This window comes from Enterobacter sp. 22452 (genome assembly GCF_052045065.1).
Lineage (GTDB): Bacteria > Pseudomonadota > Gammaproteobacteria > Enterobacterales > Enterobacteriaceae > Enterobacter > Enterobacter mori.
On the sequence record NZ_JBQEOB010000008.1, the window covers coordinates 129,399 to 148,672 of the forward strand.

At 52.7% G+C, this 19,274-nt stretch carries 18 protein-coding genes; 7 read left to right on the forward strand and 11 right to left on the reverse strand.

Annotated features, from left to right (window positions below):
* Positions 1-126: 126 nt before the first annotated feature.
* On the reverse strand, positions 127-1,347 hold the full coding sequence (locus tag ACTJJA_RS20215; RefSeq protein WP_440669022.1) for a diguanylate phosphodiesterase: 1,221 nt from the start codon (positions 1,345-1,347) through the stop codon (positions 127-129).
* Positions 1,348-1,688: 341 nt separating this feature from the next.
* Here ACTJJA_RS20215 and ycgZ point away from each other — a divergent pair, with 341 nt between their 5' ends.
* From ycgZ to fdhF, 4 genes are all read left to right on the forward strand, one after another.
* A complete protein-coding gene (gene ycgZ, locus ACTJJA_RS20220) occupies positions 1,689-1,928 on the forward strand; it encodes a regulatory protein YcgZ (protein WP_440669023.1) in 240 nt (79 codons plus the stop codon).
* 4 nt (positions 1,929-1,932) lie between these two features.
* On the forward strand, positions 1,933-2,253 hold the full coding sequence (locus tag ACTJJA_RS20225; RefSeq protein WP_440669024.1) for a hypothetical protein: 321 nt from the start codon (positions 1,933-1,935) through the stop codon (positions 2,251-2,253).
* Positions 2,254-2,282: 29 nt separating this feature from the next.
* Positions 2,283-2,561, forward strand: a complete 279-nt coding sequence (locus tag ACTJJA_RS20230; RefSeq protein ID WP_010430215.1) for a biofilm development regulator YmgB/AriR family protein — start codon at positions 2,283-2,285, stop codon at positions 2,559-2,561.
* 188 nt (positions 2,562-2,749) lie between these two features.
* On the forward strand, positions 2,750-4,900 hold the full coding sequence (gene fdhF / locus ACTJJA_RS20235) for a formate dehydrogenase subunit alpha (RefSeq protein ID WP_440669025.1): 2,151 nt from the start codon (positions 2,750-2,752) through the stop codon (positions 4,898-4,900).
* A 41-nt stretch (positions 4,901-4,941) separates the two neighbouring features.
* Here the strand turns inward: fdhF and fliB are convergent, their stop codons facing one another.
* The 7 genes from fliB to ACTJJA_RS20270 form a co-directional block, all read right to left on the reverse strand.
* Positions 4,942-6,159, reverse strand: coding sequence for a flagellin lysine-N-methylase (gene fliB, locus ACTJJA_RS20240; protein ID WP_440669026.1), 1,218 nt, complete (start codon positions 6,157-6,159; stop codon positions 4,942-4,944).
* 103 nt (positions 6,160-6,262) lie between these two features.
* On the reverse strand, positions 6,263-6,904 hold the full coding sequence (locus ACTJJA_RS20245) for a helix-turn-helix transcriptional regulator (RefSeq protein ID WP_440669027.1): 642 nt from the start codon (positions 6,902-6,904) through the stop codon (positions 6,263-6,265).
* 39 nt (positions 6,905-6,943) lie between these two features.
* The gene (locus ACTJJA_RS20250; protein ID WP_440669037.1) at positions 6,944-7,456 is read right to left on the reverse strand and encodes a fimbrial protein; all 513 of its coding nucleotides are present in this window, start codon (positions 7,454-7,456) and stop codon (positions 6,944-6,946) included.
* 10 nt (positions 7,457-7,466) lie between these two features.
* The gene (locus ACTJJA_RS20255) at positions 7,467-8,417 is read right to left on the reverse strand and encodes a fimbrial protein (RefSeq protein ID WP_440669028.1); all 951 of its coding nucleotides are present in this window, start codon (positions 8,415-8,417) and stop codon (positions 7,467-7,469) included.
* A 1-nt stretch (position 8,418) separates the two neighbouring features.
* Entirely contained in the window at positions 8,419-10,962 is a 2,544-nt protein-coding gene (locus tag ACTJJA_RS20260; protein ID WP_440669029.1) for a fimbria/pilus outer membrane usher protein, read from the reverse strand.
* Positions 10,963-10,990: 28 nt separating this feature from the next.
* The gene (locus ACTJJA_RS20265; RefSeq protein WP_440669030.1) at positions 10,991-11,668 is read right to left on the reverse strand and encodes a fimbrial biogenesis chaperone; all 678 of its coding nucleotides are present in this window, start codon (positions 11,666-11,668) and stop codon (positions 10,991-10,993) included.
* A 60-nt stretch (positions 11,669-11,728) separates the two neighbouring features.
* Positions 11,729-12,259, reverse strand: coding sequence for a fimbrial protein (locus ACTJJA_RS20270; protein WP_440669038.1), 531 nt, complete (start codon positions 12,257-12,259; stop codon positions 11,729-11,731).
* 433 nt (positions 12,260-12,692) lie between these two features.
* Between ACTJJA_RS20270 and ACTJJA_RS20275 the strand changes: the two genes are divergently transcribed.
* Positions 12,693-13,352: a helix-turn-helix domain-containing protein gene (locus tag ACTJJA_RS20275; protein ID WP_010430197.1), complete on the forward strand. Its 660-nt coding sequence runs from the start codon at positions 12,693-12,695 to the stop codon at positions 13,350-13,352.
* Positions 13,353-13,429: 77 nt separating this feature from the next.
* Positions 13,430-14,056: a helix-turn-helix domain-containing protein gene (locus ACTJJA_RS20280; protein ID WP_440669031.1), complete on the forward strand. Its 627-nt coding sequence runs from the start codon at positions 13,430-13,432 to the stop codon at positions 14,054-14,056.
* A gap of 46 nt (positions 14,057-14,102) precedes the next feature.
* Here ACTJJA_RS20280 and ACTJJA_RS20285 read toward each other — a convergent pair whose 3' ends face one another.
* The 3 genes from ACTJJA_RS20285 to ydiJ all read right to left on the reverse strand — a co-directional run bounded on the left by ACTJJA_RS20285 (position 14,103) and on the right by ydiJ (position 17,847).
* A complete protein-coding gene (locus tag ACTJJA_RS20285) occupies positions 14,103-14,297 on the reverse strand; it encodes a YdiH family protein (RefSeq protein ID WP_010430192.1) in 195 nt (64 codons plus the stop codon).
* Between the two features lie 86 nt (positions 14,298-14,383).
* A complete protein-coding gene (gene menI, locus ACTJJA_RS20290) occupies positions 14,384-14,794 on the reverse strand; it encodes a 1,4-dihydroxy-2-naphthoyl-CoA hydrolase (RefSeq protein WP_440669032.1) in 411 nt (136 codons plus the stop codon).
* Positions 14,791-17,847, reverse strand: coding sequence for a D-2-hydroxyglutarate dehydrogenase YdiJ (gene ydiJ, locus ACTJJA_RS20295; protein ID WP_089601396.1), 3,057 nt, complete (start codon positions 17,845-17,847; stop codon positions 14,791-14,793). Before ydiJ ends, menI begins: the two co-directional genes overlap by 4 nt.
* A gap of 200 nt (positions 17,848-18,047) precedes the next feature.
* Between ydiJ and ydiK the strand changes: the two genes are divergently transcribed.
* Entirely contained in the window at positions 18,048-19,163 is a 1,116-nt protein-coding gene (gene ydiK / locus ACTJJA_RS20300; RefSeq protein WP_010430184.1) for an AI-2E family transporter YdiK, read from the forward strand.
* Positions 19,164-19,274: the final 111 nt, after the last annotated feature.

Genomic DNA, 19,274 nt, shown 5'->3' on the forward strand with positions numbered 1-19,274 from the left:
GCATTTGTATAACCAACTCCCCGTTCTGAGACAAGTGAAAGGGGTCAAATCCTTTCACTCGTTTATCTATTGTTGTCTAAATTTATCTCTTCGTACAGTTAACTCTCGAGTGCCATGTACAGGTTTTTAGAAATCGTTCTTTCTCTCAGGCCAGGCAACAGCCGGGATCCCGCCCAGACGCGGGCTGGCGAACAGATGCCCCTGAAACTGCGAAATCCCGGCGGATTCCAGCCACATCCACTCCTCAGCCAGCTCTACCCCCACCGCGCAGAACTGGATTTCCAGGGACGCGCAGCATTTGATGATGGCTTGTACAATCGCCTGGCGCGGACCGCTTTTGTGCACGTTGGCTATCAAATCCCGATTAATCTTAATTCTGTCCGGCTGGAACTGCGCCAGCAGCTGCAGCCCGGCAAACCCTGCGCCAAAGTGATCGATCGTCACGCTGATACCCGCGCTCTTTAACTGCCTGACTGAATGCGTAAATTCGTCAAAGCGGGAGATCGCTTCACTCTCCGTGAACTCGACAACGATCTGTTCCGGCACAAAACCATTCGCCTCAATGACCGTAAGCAGGAAATCAACCGCGTTAGGCACGTTAACCAGCGTCATCGGCAGCAGATTGAGGGACAGCGTTTGGGTGTGCAGCCCCAGCGCGCTGGCCATCGACAGTGCCACCTGCTTGCTCTTCAGATCGGCCTCATAAAGCGCGTCTCGCGGCAGAGTCTGAAAATAGGCAGCAGGTGAATCCCCTTCTGGCGTACGAATTAGCGCTTCCCAGGAGACAATCTGTTGCATAAAGGGATCGACAATAGGTTGAAACGCAAAGCTGCAATCTGCACCTTTTGCCACAACCTCTGACTGCGCGGATAAGGGTGTCTCTTCAGGAATAAAATCCCAGCTGTTCGCCGGAGGCAGTTCAAAATAGTTGGCTTTTTCTGTGGCCTCAACGAAGGTGCGGAAAAACTGCAAGGCACGGTCGTTATACGTCAACCGGTACTTCGTTGTCCCTTTATCAAGCACCTGCTGGAGCACTTCGTCTGTATCAAATTGACGCAAATCGAAAAGCTCCATGCCCACGTTGCCAAAGCGTCTGAAGGGACCGTGATCGCACATGAGTTCCACCACATTATGATGTCGCGGGTCACGGCAGATATGCTGATAGATGGCCGTCACATTATCAACTGGCCCTTCAAGTAACTGGAAAAAATGTGTGCCGTTAAACAGCAAGATCCCCGTGACATCGGAGTGCCGATTATTACGATTTGCAGCAGCTACCATTTCTTCCAGCGCTTTCACCGGAACGCCCTCGCAGATATGACTGCGGTAAATGATGGTTGTTAGCATGCTTTTCCTGGGGGGTTATAGGTTCGGCCACGAAAAGATCGTGGATAGAGTGTTGTTATAGCACATTCATTACTTAACAAATAATTTACACGTCAATGATTTAGCGCATTTACAAAGCCTGGTTTTGCTGTTGTACAACTCTCTGAGCAAAATCGAGATTGTACAATATATTCTGCAACGATAACGTTAAACACCACAATAACAACCAATTGATATTTATAGAAATTATAAAATATATCAAGAAAAATTTAAAAATCTGTACATTTTGAATGTACAGATTTGAAAAATATGTATACCTTAATTGTAACGTTACTGATTACGGATATTTACAGGAGCGAAACATGAACCAGAACGGTTATGTCGCAGATTCAGCAGCAGCAATCGCGCAGTACTTCGAGAAAGCCGCGCTACCTACTCAGCAGGAGACGCTGGGTCAGGTGGTTGTTGAGATTCTTAGCGACGGGCGACATCTCAATCGCAAATCGCTCTGTACCAAACTTTTAAGTCGCCTCGAAAGGGCTAAAGGCCCGGAAGAGGAACAGCATTATCACATGCTGCTTGGACTGCTTTTCGAACGGTAACGTGATGAACAGTAGTGACGCAGATCGCCTGATCGACCAGCTAATCGGTGAAGCCGTTCTTTCTCTTCTGAGAGAGCGTGGCCCCGTGACAACCGAAGGTCTTATCCAGCGTCTGCGCAATATGAAAGCACATGAAAAGGATCCCCAGCGGCGGGAGACACTTGCGAGGGTGATTGCCGAAATCGGTTCAAATGACCTCGCCTTTAAACGTCGCAGAACCGCACAGGGACGACCAAAAAGAGAGGGATCTCTCAGAGAGAGTCGAGACAATGTAGTGCCGTTATTTGGTAATGGAAAACCGTCCGATCCAAAGAAGATACATTGACTGCAACCATACAGCTACGGTGAGAACAAATGAGACAAAATATTCAGCTTCAACCCGAATTTCACTCTGCTTTTTTAGACAGTGCGTTATCGGAGTACTTCCGTCATGCAGGCGAACGTTTTGCTGAAGAGTCCGCTGTTTTTTCTACTGCAGTACGCTGTGTCCTCGCCTCTGAAGGACATCTGACCAATAAGGCCATTATCCTCTGGCTGATCCAGACGCTGGAAGCCACTGACGATGTCGTTCAGGCGGATGTGATCCGCAAGACGCTGGAAATCGTCGTCGGTTACACCATGGACGATCTTTGACCTCCTTCCCCACAAAAAAGCGAACGTGTCATCGTCAATTCTGACGAACAGCCTGACGATGACACGCCGCTCGTCAATAACACCCTGTAAATCAAGCACAAGCAATGTGGCATGGATCCTGCTTAAGCCAATAAGGGACTGGGCTTTCCAGTTAAACATTGCTTCATTTCTTAACAGGTCTGTTATTGATGAAAAAAATCGCCAGCGTCTGCCCGTACTGCGGTGCAGGCTGCAAACTTAACCTCGTCGTTGAAAATAACCGTATTATCCGAGCCGAAGCAGCAGACGGCGTCACCAATCAGGGCACGCTTTGCCTGAAAGGATTCTACGGCTGGGATTTCCTCAACGACACCCGCCTGCTCACCCCCCGCCTGACGCAGCCCATGATCCGCTACAACAAAGGAGAGGCGTTCACCCCTGTCACCTGGGAAGAGGCCATTCGCTATACCGCCCACAGGCTCAAGAGCATCAAAGAACAGTTCGGTCCACGGTCAATCATGACCACCGGCTCCTCGCGAGGAACGGGTAATGAGACCAACTATGTCATGCAGAAATTTGCCCGTGCCGTGCTTAATACCAACAACGTCGATTGCTGTGCACGAGTCTGCCACGGCCCTTCGGTTGCCGGTTTGCAGGAGACGCTCGGTAACGGCGCCATGAGTAACTCGATCAACGACATTGAAAACTCAAAATGCCTGTTGGTGTTCGGCTATAACTGCGCAGACTCTCATCCTATCGTCGCCCGACGCGTGCTGAAAGCGCGTGAGAATGGCGCAAAAATCATCGTCTGCGATCCGCGTCGTATTGAAACGGCACGCATTGCCGATCAGCATCTTCAGCTGAAAAACGGCAGCAACATGGCGCTGGTGAATGCCTTTGGCTATGTGCTGCTGGAAGAGGAGCTGTACGACAAAAACTACGTCGCACGTTTTACGGAAGGGCTGGAGGCGTACCGACAGATTGTCAAAGATTACGCGCCAGAGCGCGTGGAGCATCTGACGGGTATTCCCGCGCGCGATGTGCGTCAGGCAATGCGCACGTTCGCGGCGGCACCGTCAGCGACGGTAATGTGGGGGATGGGTGTTACCCAGTTTGGTCAGGCGGTTGATGTGGTGAAAGGCCTTTCCAGCCTGGCGCTGCTGACGGGCAACCTTGGCCGTCCGGCGGTCGGCGTTGGCCCGGTACGCGGGCAAAACAACGTTCAGGGCGCGTGTGACATGGGCGTTCTACCCAATATGTTCCCCGGATATCAGGAGGTAACGGACCCGACGGTCAGACAGAAATTTGCCGATGCGTGGAAGATAGACGTCAACAGAATGGACGATCGCGTCGGGACGCGCATCACCGAGGTGCCGCATCTTGCGCTGGAAGGTAAGGTCAAAGCGTATTACATCATGGGGGAAGACCCGCTTCAGACAGAAGCCGATCTCGGTCTGGTCCGTCGCGGTTTCGACGCGCTCGATTTTGTGGTGGTTCAGGACATCTTTATGACCAAAACGGCGGAAGTGGCGGACGTGCTGTTACCGGCCACGTCATGGGGTGAACACGGCGGCGTCTTTACCTGCGCCGATCGCGGCTTCCAGCGTTTCGGGAAAGCCATTGACGCCAGCGGCAACGTGAAGCGCGACTGGGAGATCATCAGCCTGCTGGCGACGGAGATGGGCTACCCGATGCATTACGACGACAACCAGCAGATCTGGGACGAAATGCGCGAACTGTGCCCGCTGTTCTACGGCGTGACCTACGCAAAAATGGGCGAGATGGGCCATGTTCAGTGGCCGTGCCCGACGCTCGATCACCCCGGTACGCCCTATCTGTACAAGGACAATAAGTTCGACACCCCAACGGGCAAAGGGCAACTTTTTGCCGCCGCCTGGCGCGCGCCAGCGGAAACCCCGGATGAGGATTACCCGCTGGTACTATGCACGGTACGCGAGGTGGGGCACTACTCCTGTCGCTCCATGACCGGAAACTGCGCGGCGCTGCAAAGCCTGGCCGACGAGCCAGGCCGCGTCCAGATGAACCCCGCCGATGCCTATAGACTGGGAATTGCTGACGGCCAACTGGTCTGGGTACGTTCACGCCGGGGTAAAGTGATAACCCGCGCCAGCATCAGCGAACGCATCAACGCCGGAGCCGTCTACATGACCTATCAGTGGTGGATTGGCGCCTGCAACGAGCTGACCCAGGATAACCTCGACCCCGTCTCCAAAACGCCGGAAACGAAGTATTGTGCGGTGCAGCTGGAGGCGATTGAGGATCAACGCTGGGCGGAGGACTTTGCGGCGTCGGCCTACCAGTCCATGAAGTCGCGGTTAATCAGTGCGGTAAACGTTTGAAGAAATGAGGCTCGCACCGCGAGCCTCTTACCACGGATCGTTTAACCAATCAGCAGCAGACAGGATAAATCATCCCCGCCGTTAATTTTATCAATCGCAAAATCGAATCGTGCATCAATGCTATTGTTATGCATCGTCTTTTCCGAAAAGCCTGCGATGGTTTTCATGACGACCTGCTGGTCAATCGTTTCCTGCATCGATTTCACACTGAGGAAGACTTTCAGATAGTAGAAATCCAGAACAATGCGATAAAACTGACGCAAAATAGTGTCGATGCTGTTGCCCGGGAAATAATTGCTATACATTTTATATAACAAGTAATTACGTAAGACGTGCGGTTCGGACAAGCAGCTGTTCTCGCATAATCTGTGCCACTGCAAATTGAGGTCAGCAAATTTTTTATCCAGTGCCACTGTGTCATGATGATTAGCGAAATCCAGATAGTCAGCAATGGCTTTATGCCCTTTCAGGATGGTCTCTTCTCTGGCGGAAAAACGTGCAACATTCGTCCCCATAACGGACAAGGCAAGATACTTCATCGCATTTGATTGACCAATATTATTGGCCTGTAAGAGAGAATGGCCATTTTTCAATTCAGCCATCAGCATTTCATAATAATCTTCAACCTGCTCAAATTTGTTATGCAAATCGAAATTTACGTGCTGCAGACATAAAATAAACTGCGCCAGCGCCATCAGGTTCTCTTCAACGTTAAGAGAAGGAGACTGGATTACGTTCCAGGCAAAAAGATGGATAACCTGAGTCACGTCAGTCATAGACTGACGACGTCCGATGAGGTTGGTTTTGTAGACTGCCCGCAGCGTTTCCTGCTCCTGAAGCAGCATGGCATCCGGGTCGAAGAGCACTAACCGAACCACTTCAGGACAGGAGAGCGTCATCGTGTGCCGGGTTTCATCTTCGTAGCGGGTAGAACCTCGCGGATAGGTGCTACAGGTGTGGGACAGCGCGCTTTCCCCTAATTCACGGTGAATCAGACAGAGTTTATTTTCGTCGATAAAGGGACAGTCGCCCTTCTCATCCAGCTTCACTCTCGAATAGTTATTTTTCCCCTTGCGCAGTGGAATTAGGTTCGCTTTTGCAAGGCGAGAAATGTCCGAATGCGTTGAGGAAATGTATTTTCCATGTGTTTTCTTGTCAATGGAAATTGTCCAACCACGGCAACAGGACATCAGGCACTCAGGCCCGACACACTGGAATTTACTCACAAAAATCGGTTTGATGGTCTTATGAATTTGCATACGAATGGGTCATTATTTAAAACCAATGAAAATAACATTACCTCAGGCGAAATCGATAGCGGCATTACTCAACAGTACAGCGGGCTATTCAGACTATTAGCCGTTACGCATAATTATTTTCCAGGTAATCGTGGAGCAGGTTTGGCCGACTCTTTTTCTCCATTAACCTTCTGAGCAGAACGATCAACTCGTAATCACTTCGCAGGTTAAACTTCTGCATCATCATATATTTATGGGTAAAGACTGTTTTATCACTCATCTTTAATATGTTGGCGGTCTGCGCAACCGAATGCCCCTGATAGAAATTCACCATAATTCGAATCTGTTGCGGTGACAGGACTTTATGTTGGCATTCGAAACAGGATTTTTTATTCCAGATGTATCCCGGTAATTGCGTCCTGAACAAGGCGATAAACAATGCGCCGCTTATACGATCAAGCGAAGCACGGCGAGAGAGGAAAATGATGTCCTGAAAACAGGAGGGCAACGCGGAAAAACGGCGCTCATCATCCACCAGACCTATCACAATCCCTTTTTCCCGGACCTGCAATTCAGGAAAACAGGTCAGCGTTTCACCCTGACAGAGCGAAAGGACAATAATATCGGCCTGAATGATGTTGTCCTCGGTCAGGCCTGCGTTAAAATGGATGGATCGATGAAAATTATGCTCAAAAAAATCCTCGAAAAAAAACTGCAGCCCGGCCTGAAAAAATAAATCCGTTTCCTGAATCAGGATATTCAACATAGCTCACCCACGTCTCATTTTAAATGCGCTTTCCGGCATTCAGTTGTACTGCATCGTCATCACAACAACCGCGCTGATGCTTCCCGGCGTCGCGCCACCGGCCTGGGATATCACCGATGCCTGCATGGGCATGCTGGCCGTTCGGTCTGCTGCAATATTTTGCGTAATGCTGGAACCTGTTCCCTTTAGCGTCCCCGTTGCGCTCTCGCGCATGGCTATCGCCACGTTGCTTGCCGAGCCGCTGTTCATGTAGTAGTCCGCCCCGGCTACCGGATCGGGGTTTCCGGTGAAGGAGACCGTCACGCTGCGCGTCCCCGCGGGACACTGCGTAAACTGCAGATTAAACGTCACCGGGTCGGAGGATGAACCCGGCGTCACCATGTTTGTCGCCTGAATATTGCCGAGATTAATATCCAGCTGCGTATTCCCGCCATTAAATATGCAGGGCGAGGCCACAATATTTCCCGTCACGTCAAGATTCACGTTATCGGCGGAAAAGGCCTTCCAGCAGAGCAAGGCGAGGAAGACCAGCTTCTTGTGCGATATTTTCATCATTTACCTGCTACTGGTAGGTCAAATTAAGCGTTGCAGAGGCATTGGCCGCGCCGGATTCGACAGACGTTAACGTCTGGTAATATCGCGCCGTTAACGGCAGCGTCTCTTGTCCACCCGAAGATTGTTTTAATAGCAGGCGGCTATTCAACACCAGCGGCGTGCCGTTATACAAAAGCTGTACGCCAACCCCTTTTGCGGTCCCGGTATTTCCCTGCCCGGTTAATGCCATCACGCTGGTATTCGCACTGTCCGGGTTCTGTATGCCGCTCAGGGAAACCGTAATATTGGTTCCGGGACTGCAGTTTACCCCCAGGTTTTGCGTATTCTGCGCGCCCGTGGGCGTGGTTCCGATCGCCGTGCCAAACGCTGAGGCGGAGATATCACCAATGGGGAACGTCAGCTGAGGCGTGGTAATACTGCATGCAAGCGCATTGATCGTCCCGCTGGTGAGCTGGGTCGTCAGGCCGTCGCGGTAAACGCCGTCGCTCCCCTGAAGCGTCACTACGCCTATGACCCCCGGCGTTAAGGCACCAGACGAAACCGGACCGGTGACCACAAGTTCAATTTTGCCACCGTACCAGTCAACATACGAGGTCTGCGCATTATAAGAAAACGTATTGGCCGGATTTTCAAAGTCGTTATTCGAAGAAAAACGAATACCCATTCCGCTGATATTGGTGTTGTAAACATGGTTGCCATAGCTGCTCAACGTGGCGTTGTTATAGCGCATGCTAAATCCGAGCATTAATGGATTACTGCACCCGGTAAGATAGGATCCCGTATAGGTGGCCGCGCCGGAAAATACCACCGTCCCGACAGGCGCATCGCGCTGGACATTAATCGTGCCCACCGACAGCGTGGAAATTTGCGGTATTATTGTCGTGCAGGTCCCTGCACGCACGCTGTTATTCCAGCCCGTGAGTAAACAGAGCAGTAAAATAGCCTGAATGAATTTCATGTTAATGCTCCTGGCGACACGTGGCACTCACGTCCGTTATTCCACTGTAGGTAGATTGTTTCGGCAGATTGAAATCAGCACGGCACTGTTGGCTGTCCTGGTTTCCCCAGGTCGCAACTAACGTCCCCTGCTCGCTCATGCCGATCAAATACACCTGGCCACGATCGCCCACGATGAAACTGTTGTTACGCTCACCCGAGAGGGTGACCATGGCGCCAAACGGGACGGGGCGGTTGTTGTCTGTCAGGGTCATCAGCACCCGACGCCCGACTCTTGAAAGGTAGTCCGCTCTCACCACCGCCCCGCGCGTCGGGGTGACCGTACGGGTATTGATCTCCAGCTCAACATCGTCAGGCATATTTTCCGGATCGAGGATGAGATCGTTTTTTCGGTACACGGACAAATTACTGACCACCGTATAACCGCGATAATCCGTACGTACTCCGGACTGATTTCGGATATCGACACCCCGCGCACCGGGTGCTTTTATCAGGGCATTCGTCTCACCCAGCGGCTGAGAAAACGTGACGCCATCGGCGTGTGCGAGTATGCCCCCCTGCAGCCCGTAATTCAGACGCTCGCTGTTTTTGTCGTAGCCATAGCCCGCCGTCAGTTCGCCGTAGGTGCCTTTGTAATCACCGTTCATGTTGCCGGTATAACCCACGCCGTTCGTGCCGTAACCCTGCTGCACGTTCCAGCTGAGCGAGCTGTTTTCCAGCGCAACGCCGTTCATGCCGATATTGTGCGTGGTGCCGTTATTCTTGCTGGTACTCATGGCATAGTTGGCCCACGTCCGCGGCAGGAATTTATCCAGCGGTACGCTGACGTTGAATGCCAGCTGCTGGTCATGATCATAGGTTTTCCCACTCCCGCTGCTGTATGACGCAGCGCTGGCATTTTTGCTGTATGTCCAGGTCACCCCGAAGCTGATGTTATGCCAGTCGTTGTTGTATCCGACACTCCAGGAAGCCATCGACTTACCGGTGTTCCAGTAATCTTCCCGCGCCGCGCTAAGGGTTAGAGACCCAAGGTCGCCGCCCAGCGCCTGGCTCATCGTCAGCTCTGCGCGGTTACGCCGCCTCTCCTGAAGCGCGCTGCTGTCTCCATAAGAATCCAGCACCTCCTGCATCCCGTAATAACCGCGGGTTGAATAGCGGTATCCCGCGATGGAAAAGTTCGTCCCGGTATTCACGAAATTCTTGCTATACCTCGCGCGTAAGGACTGACCGTTGGTTTTGGCTGTGTTATCCGGCGTTGACCAGCCCTGCGTGACGTCTGCTGAGAGCGCGCCGAAATCGCCCATGTTCTTACCCACCCCCATCGCCAGCGAACGATATCTGCTTGAGCCCTGCACTCCGCCATAGAGGGTGATCCCGTGCTTCAGGCCATAAATGCCGGTAAGTTGCCCGAAAGGCGTGTTGTCCACGCTGTGGTTATAGGATCGATATTGACCCCCGGTGAGGGCATATTTCAGACGGCCTTCACGCTGCAGTACCGGCAACGACGCATACGGCAGTATGAAATGTTGCTCGCTGCCGTCGGCTTCTTTGATCGTCACGTCCAGATCGCCAGCCCCTCCGGTCGGATACATATCCGTAATCTCGAATGCACCGGGTGTTACGTAGCTTTGGTAGATCTGATAACCATTCTGACGCACCACAACCTGCGCGTTGGTGCGCGCGATACCCCGCACGACGGGGGCATACCCCTTCAGGGAATCTGGCAGCATGTCGTCATCAGATGCCAGCTGAGCACCGCGAAACGGCATACTGTCAAACACGTCAGCAGGTGCAGAACTGTCTCCAAGCGTCAGCTGTGCCTTCAGGGGGATCACGGCACGCTGCGCGTAGGTATAGACGGTATCCCACCGGTCCTGGCCAGAGCCATCCCGTGACCACGTGGAGTAATTGCGCAGACGCCACGGACCGATATTGATCCCCGGACGCAGGTTGGCATACTGGCTGTCGCTGCTGCTGCCTTCACCGTGGCTCGCCCGGGTGTTCGCGCCGCTCAGGCTGTAATTGAGCATGGCCGCCGCGATCCCCTCATCCCACATCTCTGGCGACACATAGCCTCGCGCGGGCAGGTCAATCGCCGCCTGTGGAATGCTGATCAGAAGGCGCTGAGCGCCAAACTGAAAATCGGTACTGGCTTGCGGAATGGCCTGAAGATCCGCGCAGTCACTTTTTCCCGAAGCAAGCTGAGGAAATAGCGCGGTTTTCACTCCCCACTGTTTTAACTGGTCGATGCTCAGGCAAGGCTGCAATATCTCATTACCGTTGTCGCTTTGAACTGCGGCAAAGGCGATATCGCGGGTCTCCATTAACTGGTCGTCAAGAATGATGTCAACATGGTACGTTCCCGGCGCCTGAGAGCCTGTTTCAAAAGCCGACAGGTCTGCTTTGCCCATTCCAGGATTATCCAGCTCAACCAGTTCCGTATTGAACGTTTCACTGGCATAAAGTGCCGGTGATGAACCGGCAAGTGCGCAGGCGATAAATATCGCCAGACGAGCAGGCCGTATCCTATGCGTTGATGTTGTCATTGCAGGAAACCTAATGAATGCACGGACATCAGAAACTGGCTTGATGTGCGGTGCCAGGACTACCATAGTCATTAATAACGTTAAATGTGAGAGAATGACCACTCACCCCCTCAGGTAATGAAAACCGGGCTGATGCGCCGGGTAAAACATACGTCACATCATCAAGTTTTCGCCCGCCCAGGGTAATCTCATTAAAATTGATCACGTAGGGCGTGGGATTATTCACCTGAATCGCATTCCCGGATTGTTGCCACGTTAATTTATTCGCTTGATCCTCCGGGGTTGATGCCCGCAGACCTTCAGGTCGATAAATTAATTTAATCCGCGTCTTTACCGCAATTTGCAGGGCGTTCATCTGTTTTGAGGCTGAGGGAATCGCTTTAATGTTCAACCAAAATAAACTTTCCTGCTCCTGAGGCAGGGAACCCGTCATTACAATGCGCTCAAGGTTTTTTTGTCCACCGTCCAGGCGATACAGCGGCGGCGTAATAATAAACGGCGCTTTACCCGACACCCCATCCTGCATATCTATCCAGGACTGGATTAAATAAGGAGTATTTTCAGGGTTAGTAATATTGATTGTGGCTTCTTTCTTCGCACCCTCGAAAATAACGCGCGTACCACCAATAATAACCCCGGCATTGGCCGTCATTAATGCCAACGGTAACAGCGCCACCGCCAGTCCTGTTGTTCTGATAAAACGCATGGTAAAAACCTCTTAAAACAAAGGGGCCGGGTTGGCCCCCCTACTGATTGCTGCTAAAACTTAGTTGTAAACCACGGAGAAGTTCGCGACCGAGTTAGCCGGACCGGCAGTGACTGATGAGGTGGTCGAAATATACTGCGCATAGAAGTTCAGCGTATTATCTGCGGTGCTGCTCAGTGCGTAGGAATAGCTGTTGCTGCCATGCAGAGGCAGATCGGCCTTATCGGCGCTCATCAGGTTGATTGCCACCCCTGTTGCAGCCCCTGCCACCGAGGAGTCAATCGCCAACAGGCTGGCGTTGCTTAAATCAGGCGTACCGTCAAAGCGCACTTTCGCGTTAGTCACCGTGACCGGACAGTTTTTCAATACAATACTGAATTGTGTGGCAGCGGTTCTGGCTCCCGTTGTCGGGAATTCAGTTTTATAATAATCGCCTAATACGACGACCTGGTTCTGAGAAGCCACATCAACGTCGCAGGCGGAATCCAGAATATTACCGTTAAAATTAACGGTACCCGCTGCAGCAAAAGCCTGCGTCATCGGCAGTGCAGAACTCACTGCCAGCATTGCCATCATCATTTTCTTTTTCATCATACCCTACCCTGTATCACTTTATTTATTACTGAAATCCGGGCAAACGTTCCCCCCAAGTATCAATCAACCTGAGCGTTGCCTTTTATTGTTTGTCAGGAACCCGATAAATGACTCACGAATAGAAATCTGAGCACTCCTGTCAACGAGTCAAAATTTAACCAACTCTTATTCAGCGCACAATCTATTTGAGGTCTAGCTGTAGACTTACATTTAACAACCACGAAACATTTCTTTTTAGATAAACCTTAGAAACCTTATTAAGGGTCTACTTTTAGACTCTTAATACAAACCCTTTAAATTCATAATATTAGATTTTAAACACCCACCAGTCTATTATTAGACCTGCTTCGATCATTCCCTGAGATGCTGTTTTTTAAGATAATTCTCTATGCCGATCAAAAAATGATCGCATGAGTGAATGAGGCAGCTGATGAATACCCGAATGGCTACAGAATATAGTAAAGACAATTCCACCGTGCTCCATCTAAAACCCTATAAGCACATTGAAAAAATTATCGATACCCTACTTCCTTCAGCAGAAAGGAAAATACTGTCCAGAGGGGAAGTGGTTCACTATTACAAGAGCGATATTCGCCAGTGTTTTTTACTGATCCAGGGGAGCGTGGCATTACACCGCCGTGGAGATGGTATTGTCTTAAATTCTGAATCAGCGCCCTTTATTCTGGGTGTAAGCAGCCAGTTCTCCTCTGAGCATCTTTATGTCAGGGCGCTGGAAACCTCCGAAGTCGCGGCTGTGTCGCTGGAGCGTTTTAATTGCATCGTTGCGCAGCAAAATCTGTGGGAGCATTTTTCTAACCTGCTGATCTATACCGCCTCACGCGTCTATGAACACTGTGCCCAGATATCGCAAATGTCGGCTTACGACATCATCCGCTTTCAGCTTGTTGAACTGATGCAGGAGCCTGAGGCGATAAGGCTCAACACGACCGCCGCAGCCTATATCAAAAGCCGGACCTATCTTTCCCGTAGCGGTATTATGCGTATTCTGGCGGAGTTACGAACGGGTAAATACATCACTATGGCGCGCGGAGTGCTGATGGATATCCATCACTTACCCCGAAAGTACTGACCTCACATTTATCTCTGGAGAAGGTGGAGGATAAGAGCGACACTATAATAAGTCCGGTCTTTTTCAGGTTTCAGACAATGTCTTCAGCACAACAGCATCGTGGCTCTCCCTACGCCCAGGAACTGATCTCGTATTTAGAGCCGTACTGCACCACGCGCAGAACAGGCCGCGGCGAGCAATTCGATCTTCAGGTCAACGGCCAAGGGATCTGTTATTTAATTCTGGAGGGGACAATTGCCATCTACCGCAGAAGCGATGACATGATGCTCTCCACAGCCCGCAGCCCTGCTCTGTTTGGTCTCGCTAATCTGACGGACATTTATTTCAATGATTACATCAAAACCGTGAGCCCATGCCTGATTGGCATTCTCCCTACCGAGAAGGTAAGTGAAATTATTAAAGAGAAAGCGTTATGGGGCCTGCTTTCTAACCAGCTGATGTTTGTCTATAGCCGACTGTATAACAACGTGATGCCAAAAGGCGCACCGACGGCGTATGAGATGATCCGCCAGCAGCTTGTTAAGCTGATGGAGGAAGATGAGGCTTATCGGCTCGGCGTGACGGCAGAAAAGTATATCAGGGAAAAAACGCAGCTCTCGCGCAGTGGCGTTATGCGCATTCTGGCCGATCTAAAAACAGGCGGGTTTATTGAAATCGATGAAGGCAGGCTGATAAAAATCAATAAGCTTCCCGCCAAATACTGAATTCCAGACACAAAAAAGGCCGCATACGCGGCCTTTTCATTCGCACTCAATGGACGTGAACGCCCAACCGCCAGGCAAAATAGATCTCTTCTTTCAGCTCGTTTGAAGAGAGCGCCAGCAAATCTGCAAATTCCAGCTCAAGTTGTTTCAGTTTTTTCAGGTACTGCGCCGGAGACAGGTTGCTCTTATCGCGACGTAAATATTCAATTGCCAGTTGGGTTGGGGTTATTTCAGTATCCATGATGTCCTCGCTTATGTACAAATCCTGACCAGTATATCACAACGCGCTGGCTAATTTTTGACCATGAGCAAAAACATCAGGAAACTTTACACAACTGCCGTCGTCAGTCTTGAGGAGCAGCACAGGCGTTCCTGCTCATCGAGAATATCGATCTGCCACACCTGATGACGGCTCCCGGCATGAAGCGCGCGGCAAATACCGCGCACGCGCCCACTGCGAACAGAGCGGATATGGTTAGCGTTCACCTCCAGCCCGACAACCTTCTGCTCCCCTTCGGTACAGAGATAGCCCGCAACCGAACCCAGCGTTTCGGCCAGCACAACGGACGCGCCGCCGTGCAGTAAACCGAACGGCTGATGCGTGCGGCTATCGACGGGCATCGTCGCTTCCAGCTCATTCTCATCCATGCGGGTAAACTGGATGTCCAGCAGCCCCACCATATTCCCTTCGCCCATGGCATTTAACGCCTGCAGCGTCACCGCACGTTTCCAGATCATCCGATAATCTCCAGCAAAGCCTGTAATGGATGGCGAACGCCGTTACCCTCAACGCGTTTCACCTGGCTGCGACACGAATACCCCGTAGCCAGACAGCGGTTACGCGGTAGACGCTGCATCGCCTGTTGCCACGATAATTCATAGATCCCAAGCGAATTGGCGTGGTTTTTCACTTCGTGCCCGTAGGTGCCTGCCATACCGCAGCAGCCCACGCTGACGTTTTCCAGCTTCGCGCCAAAACGGGCGAAAATGGCCGCCCACTGGGCAGGTGCACCCGGCAGTGCCGTGACTTCAGTACAGTGGCCAAAGAGATACCATGGCTCACCGCTGGCCTCTCGTGCGGCAGTTTGCTGCAGCGCTAAAGGCAGCCACTCGTGTACCAGCATGACGTGGAAATCACCGCGTTTTTCGCCCAGCGTCTGCTTGTACTCATCGCGGTAGCACAGTACCAGCGCCGGATCGACACCGACCATGGGTATCCCAAGCTGCGCCACGCGATTCAGGAAGTCAGACGTTTTCTGCGCCGTCTTCGCAAAACGGGTCAGGAAGCCCTTAATGTGCTGCGCCTTGCCATTCGGGGAGAACGGCAGCACAACCGGCTGGTAGCCCACTTTTTCCGCCAGACGGATAAAATCGGCCACCACCTGCGCATCGTAATAACTGGTAAACGGATCCTGCACCACCAGCACCACGTTGGCTTTTTGCGCATCACTCAGTGCTTCAAGCTGCTCCAGCGTCATGTTTGCCGAGCGGTGTCCCACCAGCTGGCGTTGCAGCGACGGTGTCGAGAGCAGCGGCAGATCCACCATGCCGATATGTTTTTCGGAAAGCTTGCGCACCAGCGGCTGATTGATAAAGAAGTTAAAGGTCTTCGGCGCACGCGCCATCAGCGGGGCGTAGCTTTCCACCGTCGCCACCAGATGGTCGCGCATCGGTCGCAGATAGCGCGTGTGATACAGCTGCAGGAAGCGCGAGCGGAACTCCGGCACGTCGATTTTGATCGGACACTGCGTTGAACAGGCCTTGCAGGCCAGGCAGCCGGACATGGCCTCTTTCACTTCATGCGAGAAGTCGTATTCGCCTTTATTCGCATGCCAGCTGTTGCGGGTGCGTTCGATAAGGGAACGCAGGCTGGCGCGTTTTTCCGGCAGTTCCTGCTCGAGCTTGAGCGGGTCGACGCCGCGGTCCGCCAGCAGTCGAAGCCACTCGCGCACCAGCGTCGCACGCCCTTTTGGCGAGTGGATACGGTTGCTGGTGATTTTCATCGACGGGCACATCGGGCTCTTCACATCGAAGTTAAAGCACAGGCCGTTGCCGTTGCATTCCATCGCGCCACGCCAGGAAGAGCGTACCGCGATCGGAATTTGTCGGTCATAGGTGCCGCGCTTGACTGCATCCACCTGCAGCATTGGCGCGTCAACGCCCTCCGGCGGGCAAATCTTACCGGGATTGAGGCGGTTATCCGGGTCGAAGGCCGCTTTGACCTTACGCAATTCACCGAAGAGTTGCTCCCCGAAGAACGCCGGACTGTACTCCGCGCGGAACCCTTTGCCGTGCTCACCCCACAGCAGGCCGCCATATTTGGCGGTTAAGGCCACCACGTCGTCGGAGATCTCCTTCATCAGGATCTCCTGCTGCGGGTCACACATATCCAGCGCCGGACGCACGTGCAGCACGCCCGCGTCCACGTGGCCAAACATGCCGTAGCTCAGGCCGTGGCTGTCCAGCAGCGCGCGGAATTCAACAATGTAATCTGCCAGATGTTCCGGCGGCACGCAGGTATCCTCGGCAAACGGAATCGGCTTCGCGGCCCCTTTCGCATTCCCGAGCAGCCCCACCGCTTTTTTACGCATCGCGTAGATACGCTCAATGCCGGAGAGATCGTTGCACAGCTGCCAGCCGATCACGCCGCCTTCACCGCGTGCAATCAGTTCGTCCAGCCGCTGGCACAGCGTGCTAACCTGACGTTCGATCAGTTCGGCGTCATCGCCAGCGAACTCAACGATGTTCAGACCGAGCATCTCTTTGTCGGGTACATCGGTAATCAGCTCACTGACCGAATGCCAGACGATATCTTCCCTTGCCAGGTTCAACACTTTTGAGTCAACGGTTTCCACCGACAACGCCCGCGCATCCACCATAAAAGGCGCATTGCGCAGGGCAGAATCGAAGGAGTTGTATTTAACGTTCACCAGGCGACGCACCTTCGGCAGCCGGGTGATATCCAGACGCGCTTCGGTAATAAACGCCAGCGTACCTTCCGAACCGGTCAGCACGCGGGTTAAATCGAACTGGGTCAGGTCGTCGTTAAAGACGTGACGCAGATCGTAACCCGTCAGGAAGCGGTTTAGTTTTGGGAATTTGTCGAGGATCAGCTGACGGTTATCGCGACAGCGCTCCAGCACGGTGCGATAAATCCGCCCGCTCGCCGTGCTCTCTTTACCCAGCGTCTCGGCCAGCTCGACCGGCATTGGCTGGGTATCGAGGATGTCGCCCCCCAGCAGCACCGCGCGTACGCCCAGCACGTGATCGGAGGTTTTACCGTAGACCAGAGAGCCCTGGCCGGATGCGTCGGTATTGATCATCCCGCCAATGGTCGCCCGGTTGCTGGTCGACAGCTCCGGCGCAAAAAAGTAGCCGTACGGTTTTAAGAATTGATTAAGCTGATCTTTGATAACCCCCGCTTCCACGCGCACCCATCCCTCTTCAGGGTTGATTTCAATGATGCGGTTCATATAGCGGGACATATCGATGATGATGCCCTGGTTCAGCGCCTGCCCGTTGGTGCCGGTACCGCCGCCACGGGGTGTGAAAACCAGAGAGGTGAAGCGCTCCTGCGAGGCCAGACGGGCAATCAGCGCCACATCCGCTGTAGAGCGTGGAAAAACGACGGCATCGGGGAGAAGCTGGTAGATACTGTTATCGGTCGCCATTGTCAGCCTGTCGGCATAATTCGTGGCGGTATCACCTGTAAAACCCTGTTGCTCCAGTGCTTGCAAAAAATTAAGCACCAGCTGAACGACGCCAGGTGCCTGAGAAATCTGTGGGATCATCACTGTCGACCCTAATTAGAGTTGTTGTGGAAATCGTTTGCGTTGTATCACAACTTTTTATCACATTTTTTTCTTATGCGCTCAGCAGAATTACGGGCAAAATCCGCCTGTCAAAAATCGCTGATATCACTAATGATTAGAGAAAGGCGGTTCACGTTCTCGCCAGCCATGCTGGTGTTCATTTAAGGAAAGTTACATTTATGGTCAATCTTCGTCAGCCCAGGGATGTTGCGCAAATTTTGCTGTCGGTGCTGTTTTTAGCCCTGATGATTATTGCGTGTCTGTGGATTGTTCAACCCTTCGTGCTTGGCTTTGCGTGGGCCGCTACCGTTGTCGTCGCCACCTGGCCTCTGCTATTACGGCTGCAGAAACTGCTGTTTGGCCGCCGTGGCCTGGCGGTGCTGGTCATGACACTGCTGCTGTTCATGCTGTTTATTATTCCGATTGCCCTGCTGGTAAATAGTCTTGTCGACTCCAGTGGCCCGGTTATCCGTGCCGCCACCAGCGGGGATCTGACGTTGCCGGATCTCGCGTGGCTTAACAGCATTCCACTGGTCGGTGCAAAACTCTACAGCGGCTGGCACAGCCTGCTGGAGATGGGCGGCAGCGCGCTGATCGCGAAAGTGCGGCCGTATATTGGCACCACCACCACCTGGTTTGTCGGTCAGGCAGCGCACATTGGGCGCTTTATGATGCACTGCGCGCTGATGCTGGTCTTTAGCGCGCTCCTGTACTGGCGCGGTGAGCAGGTTGCCCTTGGGGTGCGTCATTTTGCCACCCGACTGGCGGGTAAACGCGGCGATGCTGCCGTGCTGCTGGCTGCGCAAGCCGTCCGTGCCGTTGCGCTGGGCGTGGTGGTGACCGCGCTGGTGCAGGCGGTGCTGGGCGGTATCGGTCTGGCCATTTCCGGCGTGCCGTACGCTACCGTATTCACCGTTGTCATGCTGATGACCTGCCTTGCGCAACTGGGACCATTGCTGGTGCTGGTGCCTTCCATCATTTGGCTCTACTGGACGGGCGATACCACCTGGGGCACCGTGCTTCTGGTCTGGAGCTGCGTGGTCGGCACCATGGATAACGTCATTCGCCCGATACTGATCCGCATGGGGGCTGATTTACCGTTAATTCTGATCCTGTCAGGCGTGATCGGCGGGTTAATCGCGTTTGGGATGATCGGCCTCTTCATTGGCCCGGTGCTGCTCGCAGTGACATGGCGCCTCTTCTCGGCCTGGGTGCATGAAGTTCCCCCTCCGGGAACAGATCCGGATGTGATCCTGAGTGAACTGGAAGAGCTGGAAGAGAAGAACACGCATTAAGCCTTTTGGCCGGATGGCGCTAACGCTTACCCGGCCTACATGCTTTCGTATAATACTTTAATGCTGCTAAAGTATTTATTCATTATTCACTGGTCAGACCCGCCATTTCAG

Excerpts from the sequence above, each read along its gene's own strand:
- fliB (WP_440669026.1), bottom strand. The coding sequence starts at position 6,159 with ATGCAAATTCATAAGACCATCAAACCGATTTTTGTGAGTAAATTCCAG.
- ACTJJA_RS20230 (WP_010430215.1), top strand. The coding sequence starts at position 2,283 with ATGAGACAAAATATTCAGCTTCAACCCGAATTTCACTCTGCTTTTTTA.
- ACTJJA_RS20265 (WP_440669030.1), bottom strand. The coding sequence starts at position 11,668 with ATGCGTTTTATCAGAACAACAGGACTGGCGGTGGCGCTGTTACCGTTG.
- fdhF (WP_440669025.1), top strand. The coding sequence starts at position 2,750 with ATGAAAAAAATCGCCAGCGTCTGCCCGTACTGCGGTGCAGGCTGCAAA.
- ACTJJA_RS20260 (WP_440669029.1), bottom strand. The coding sequence starts at position 10,962 with ATGACAACATCAACGCATAGGATACGGCCTGCTCGTCTGGCGATATTT.
- ACTJJA_RS20285 (WP_010430192.1), bottom strand. The coding sequence starts at position 14,297 with ATGGATACTGAAATAACCCCAACCCAACTGGCAATTGAATATTTACGT.
- ACTJJA_RS20250 (WP_440669037.1), bottom strand. The coding sequence starts at position 7,456 with ATGAAAATATCGCACAAGAAGCTGGTCTTCCTCGCCTTGCTCTGCTGG.
- ydiK (WP_010430184.1), top strand. The coding sequence starts at position 18,048 with ATGGTCAATCTTCGTCAGCCCAGGGATGTTGCGCAAATTTTGCTGTCG.
- ACTJJA_RS20255 (WP_440669028.1), bottom strand. The coding sequence starts at position 8,417 with ATGAAATTCATTCAGGCTATTTTACTGCTCTGTTTACTCACGGGCTGG.
- ACTJJA_RS20275 (WP_010430197.1), top strand. The coding sequence starts at position 12,693 with ATGAATACCCGAATGGCTACAGAATATAGTAAAGACAATTCCACCGTG.
- ACTJJA_RS20280 (WP_440669031.1), top strand. The coding sequence starts at position 13,430 with ATGTCTTCAGCACAACAGCATCGTGGCTCTCCCTACGCCCAGGAACTG.
- menI (WP_440669032.1), bottom strand. The coding sequence starts at position 14,794 with ATGATCTGGAAACGTGCGGTGACGCTGCAGGCGTTAAATGCCATGGGC.
- ACTJJA_RS20215 (WP_440669022.1), bottom strand. The coding sequence starts at position 1,347 with ATGCTAACAACCATCATTTACCGCAGTCATATCTGCGAGGGCGTTCCG.
- ACTJJA_RS20245 (WP_440669027.1), bottom strand. The coding sequence starts at position 6,904 with ATGTTGAATATCCTGATTCAGGAAACGGATTTATTTTTTCAGGCCGGG.
- ydiJ (WP_089601396.1), bottom strand. The coding sequence starts at position 17,847 with ATGATCCCACAGATTTCTCAGGCACCTGGCGTCGTTCAGCTGGTGCTT.
- ycgZ (WP_440669023.1), top strand. The coding sequence starts at position 1,689 with ATGAACCAGAACGGTTATGTCGCAGATTCAGCAGCAGCAATCGCGCAG.
- ACTJJA_RS20270 (WP_440669038.1), bottom strand. The coding sequence starts at position 12,259 with ATGAAAAAGAAAATGATGATGGCAATGCTGGCAGTGAGTTCTGCACTG.
- ACTJJA_RS20225 (WP_440669024.1), top strand. The coding sequence starts at position 1,933 with ATGAACAGTAGTGACGCAGATCGCCTGATCGACCAGCTAATCGGTGAA.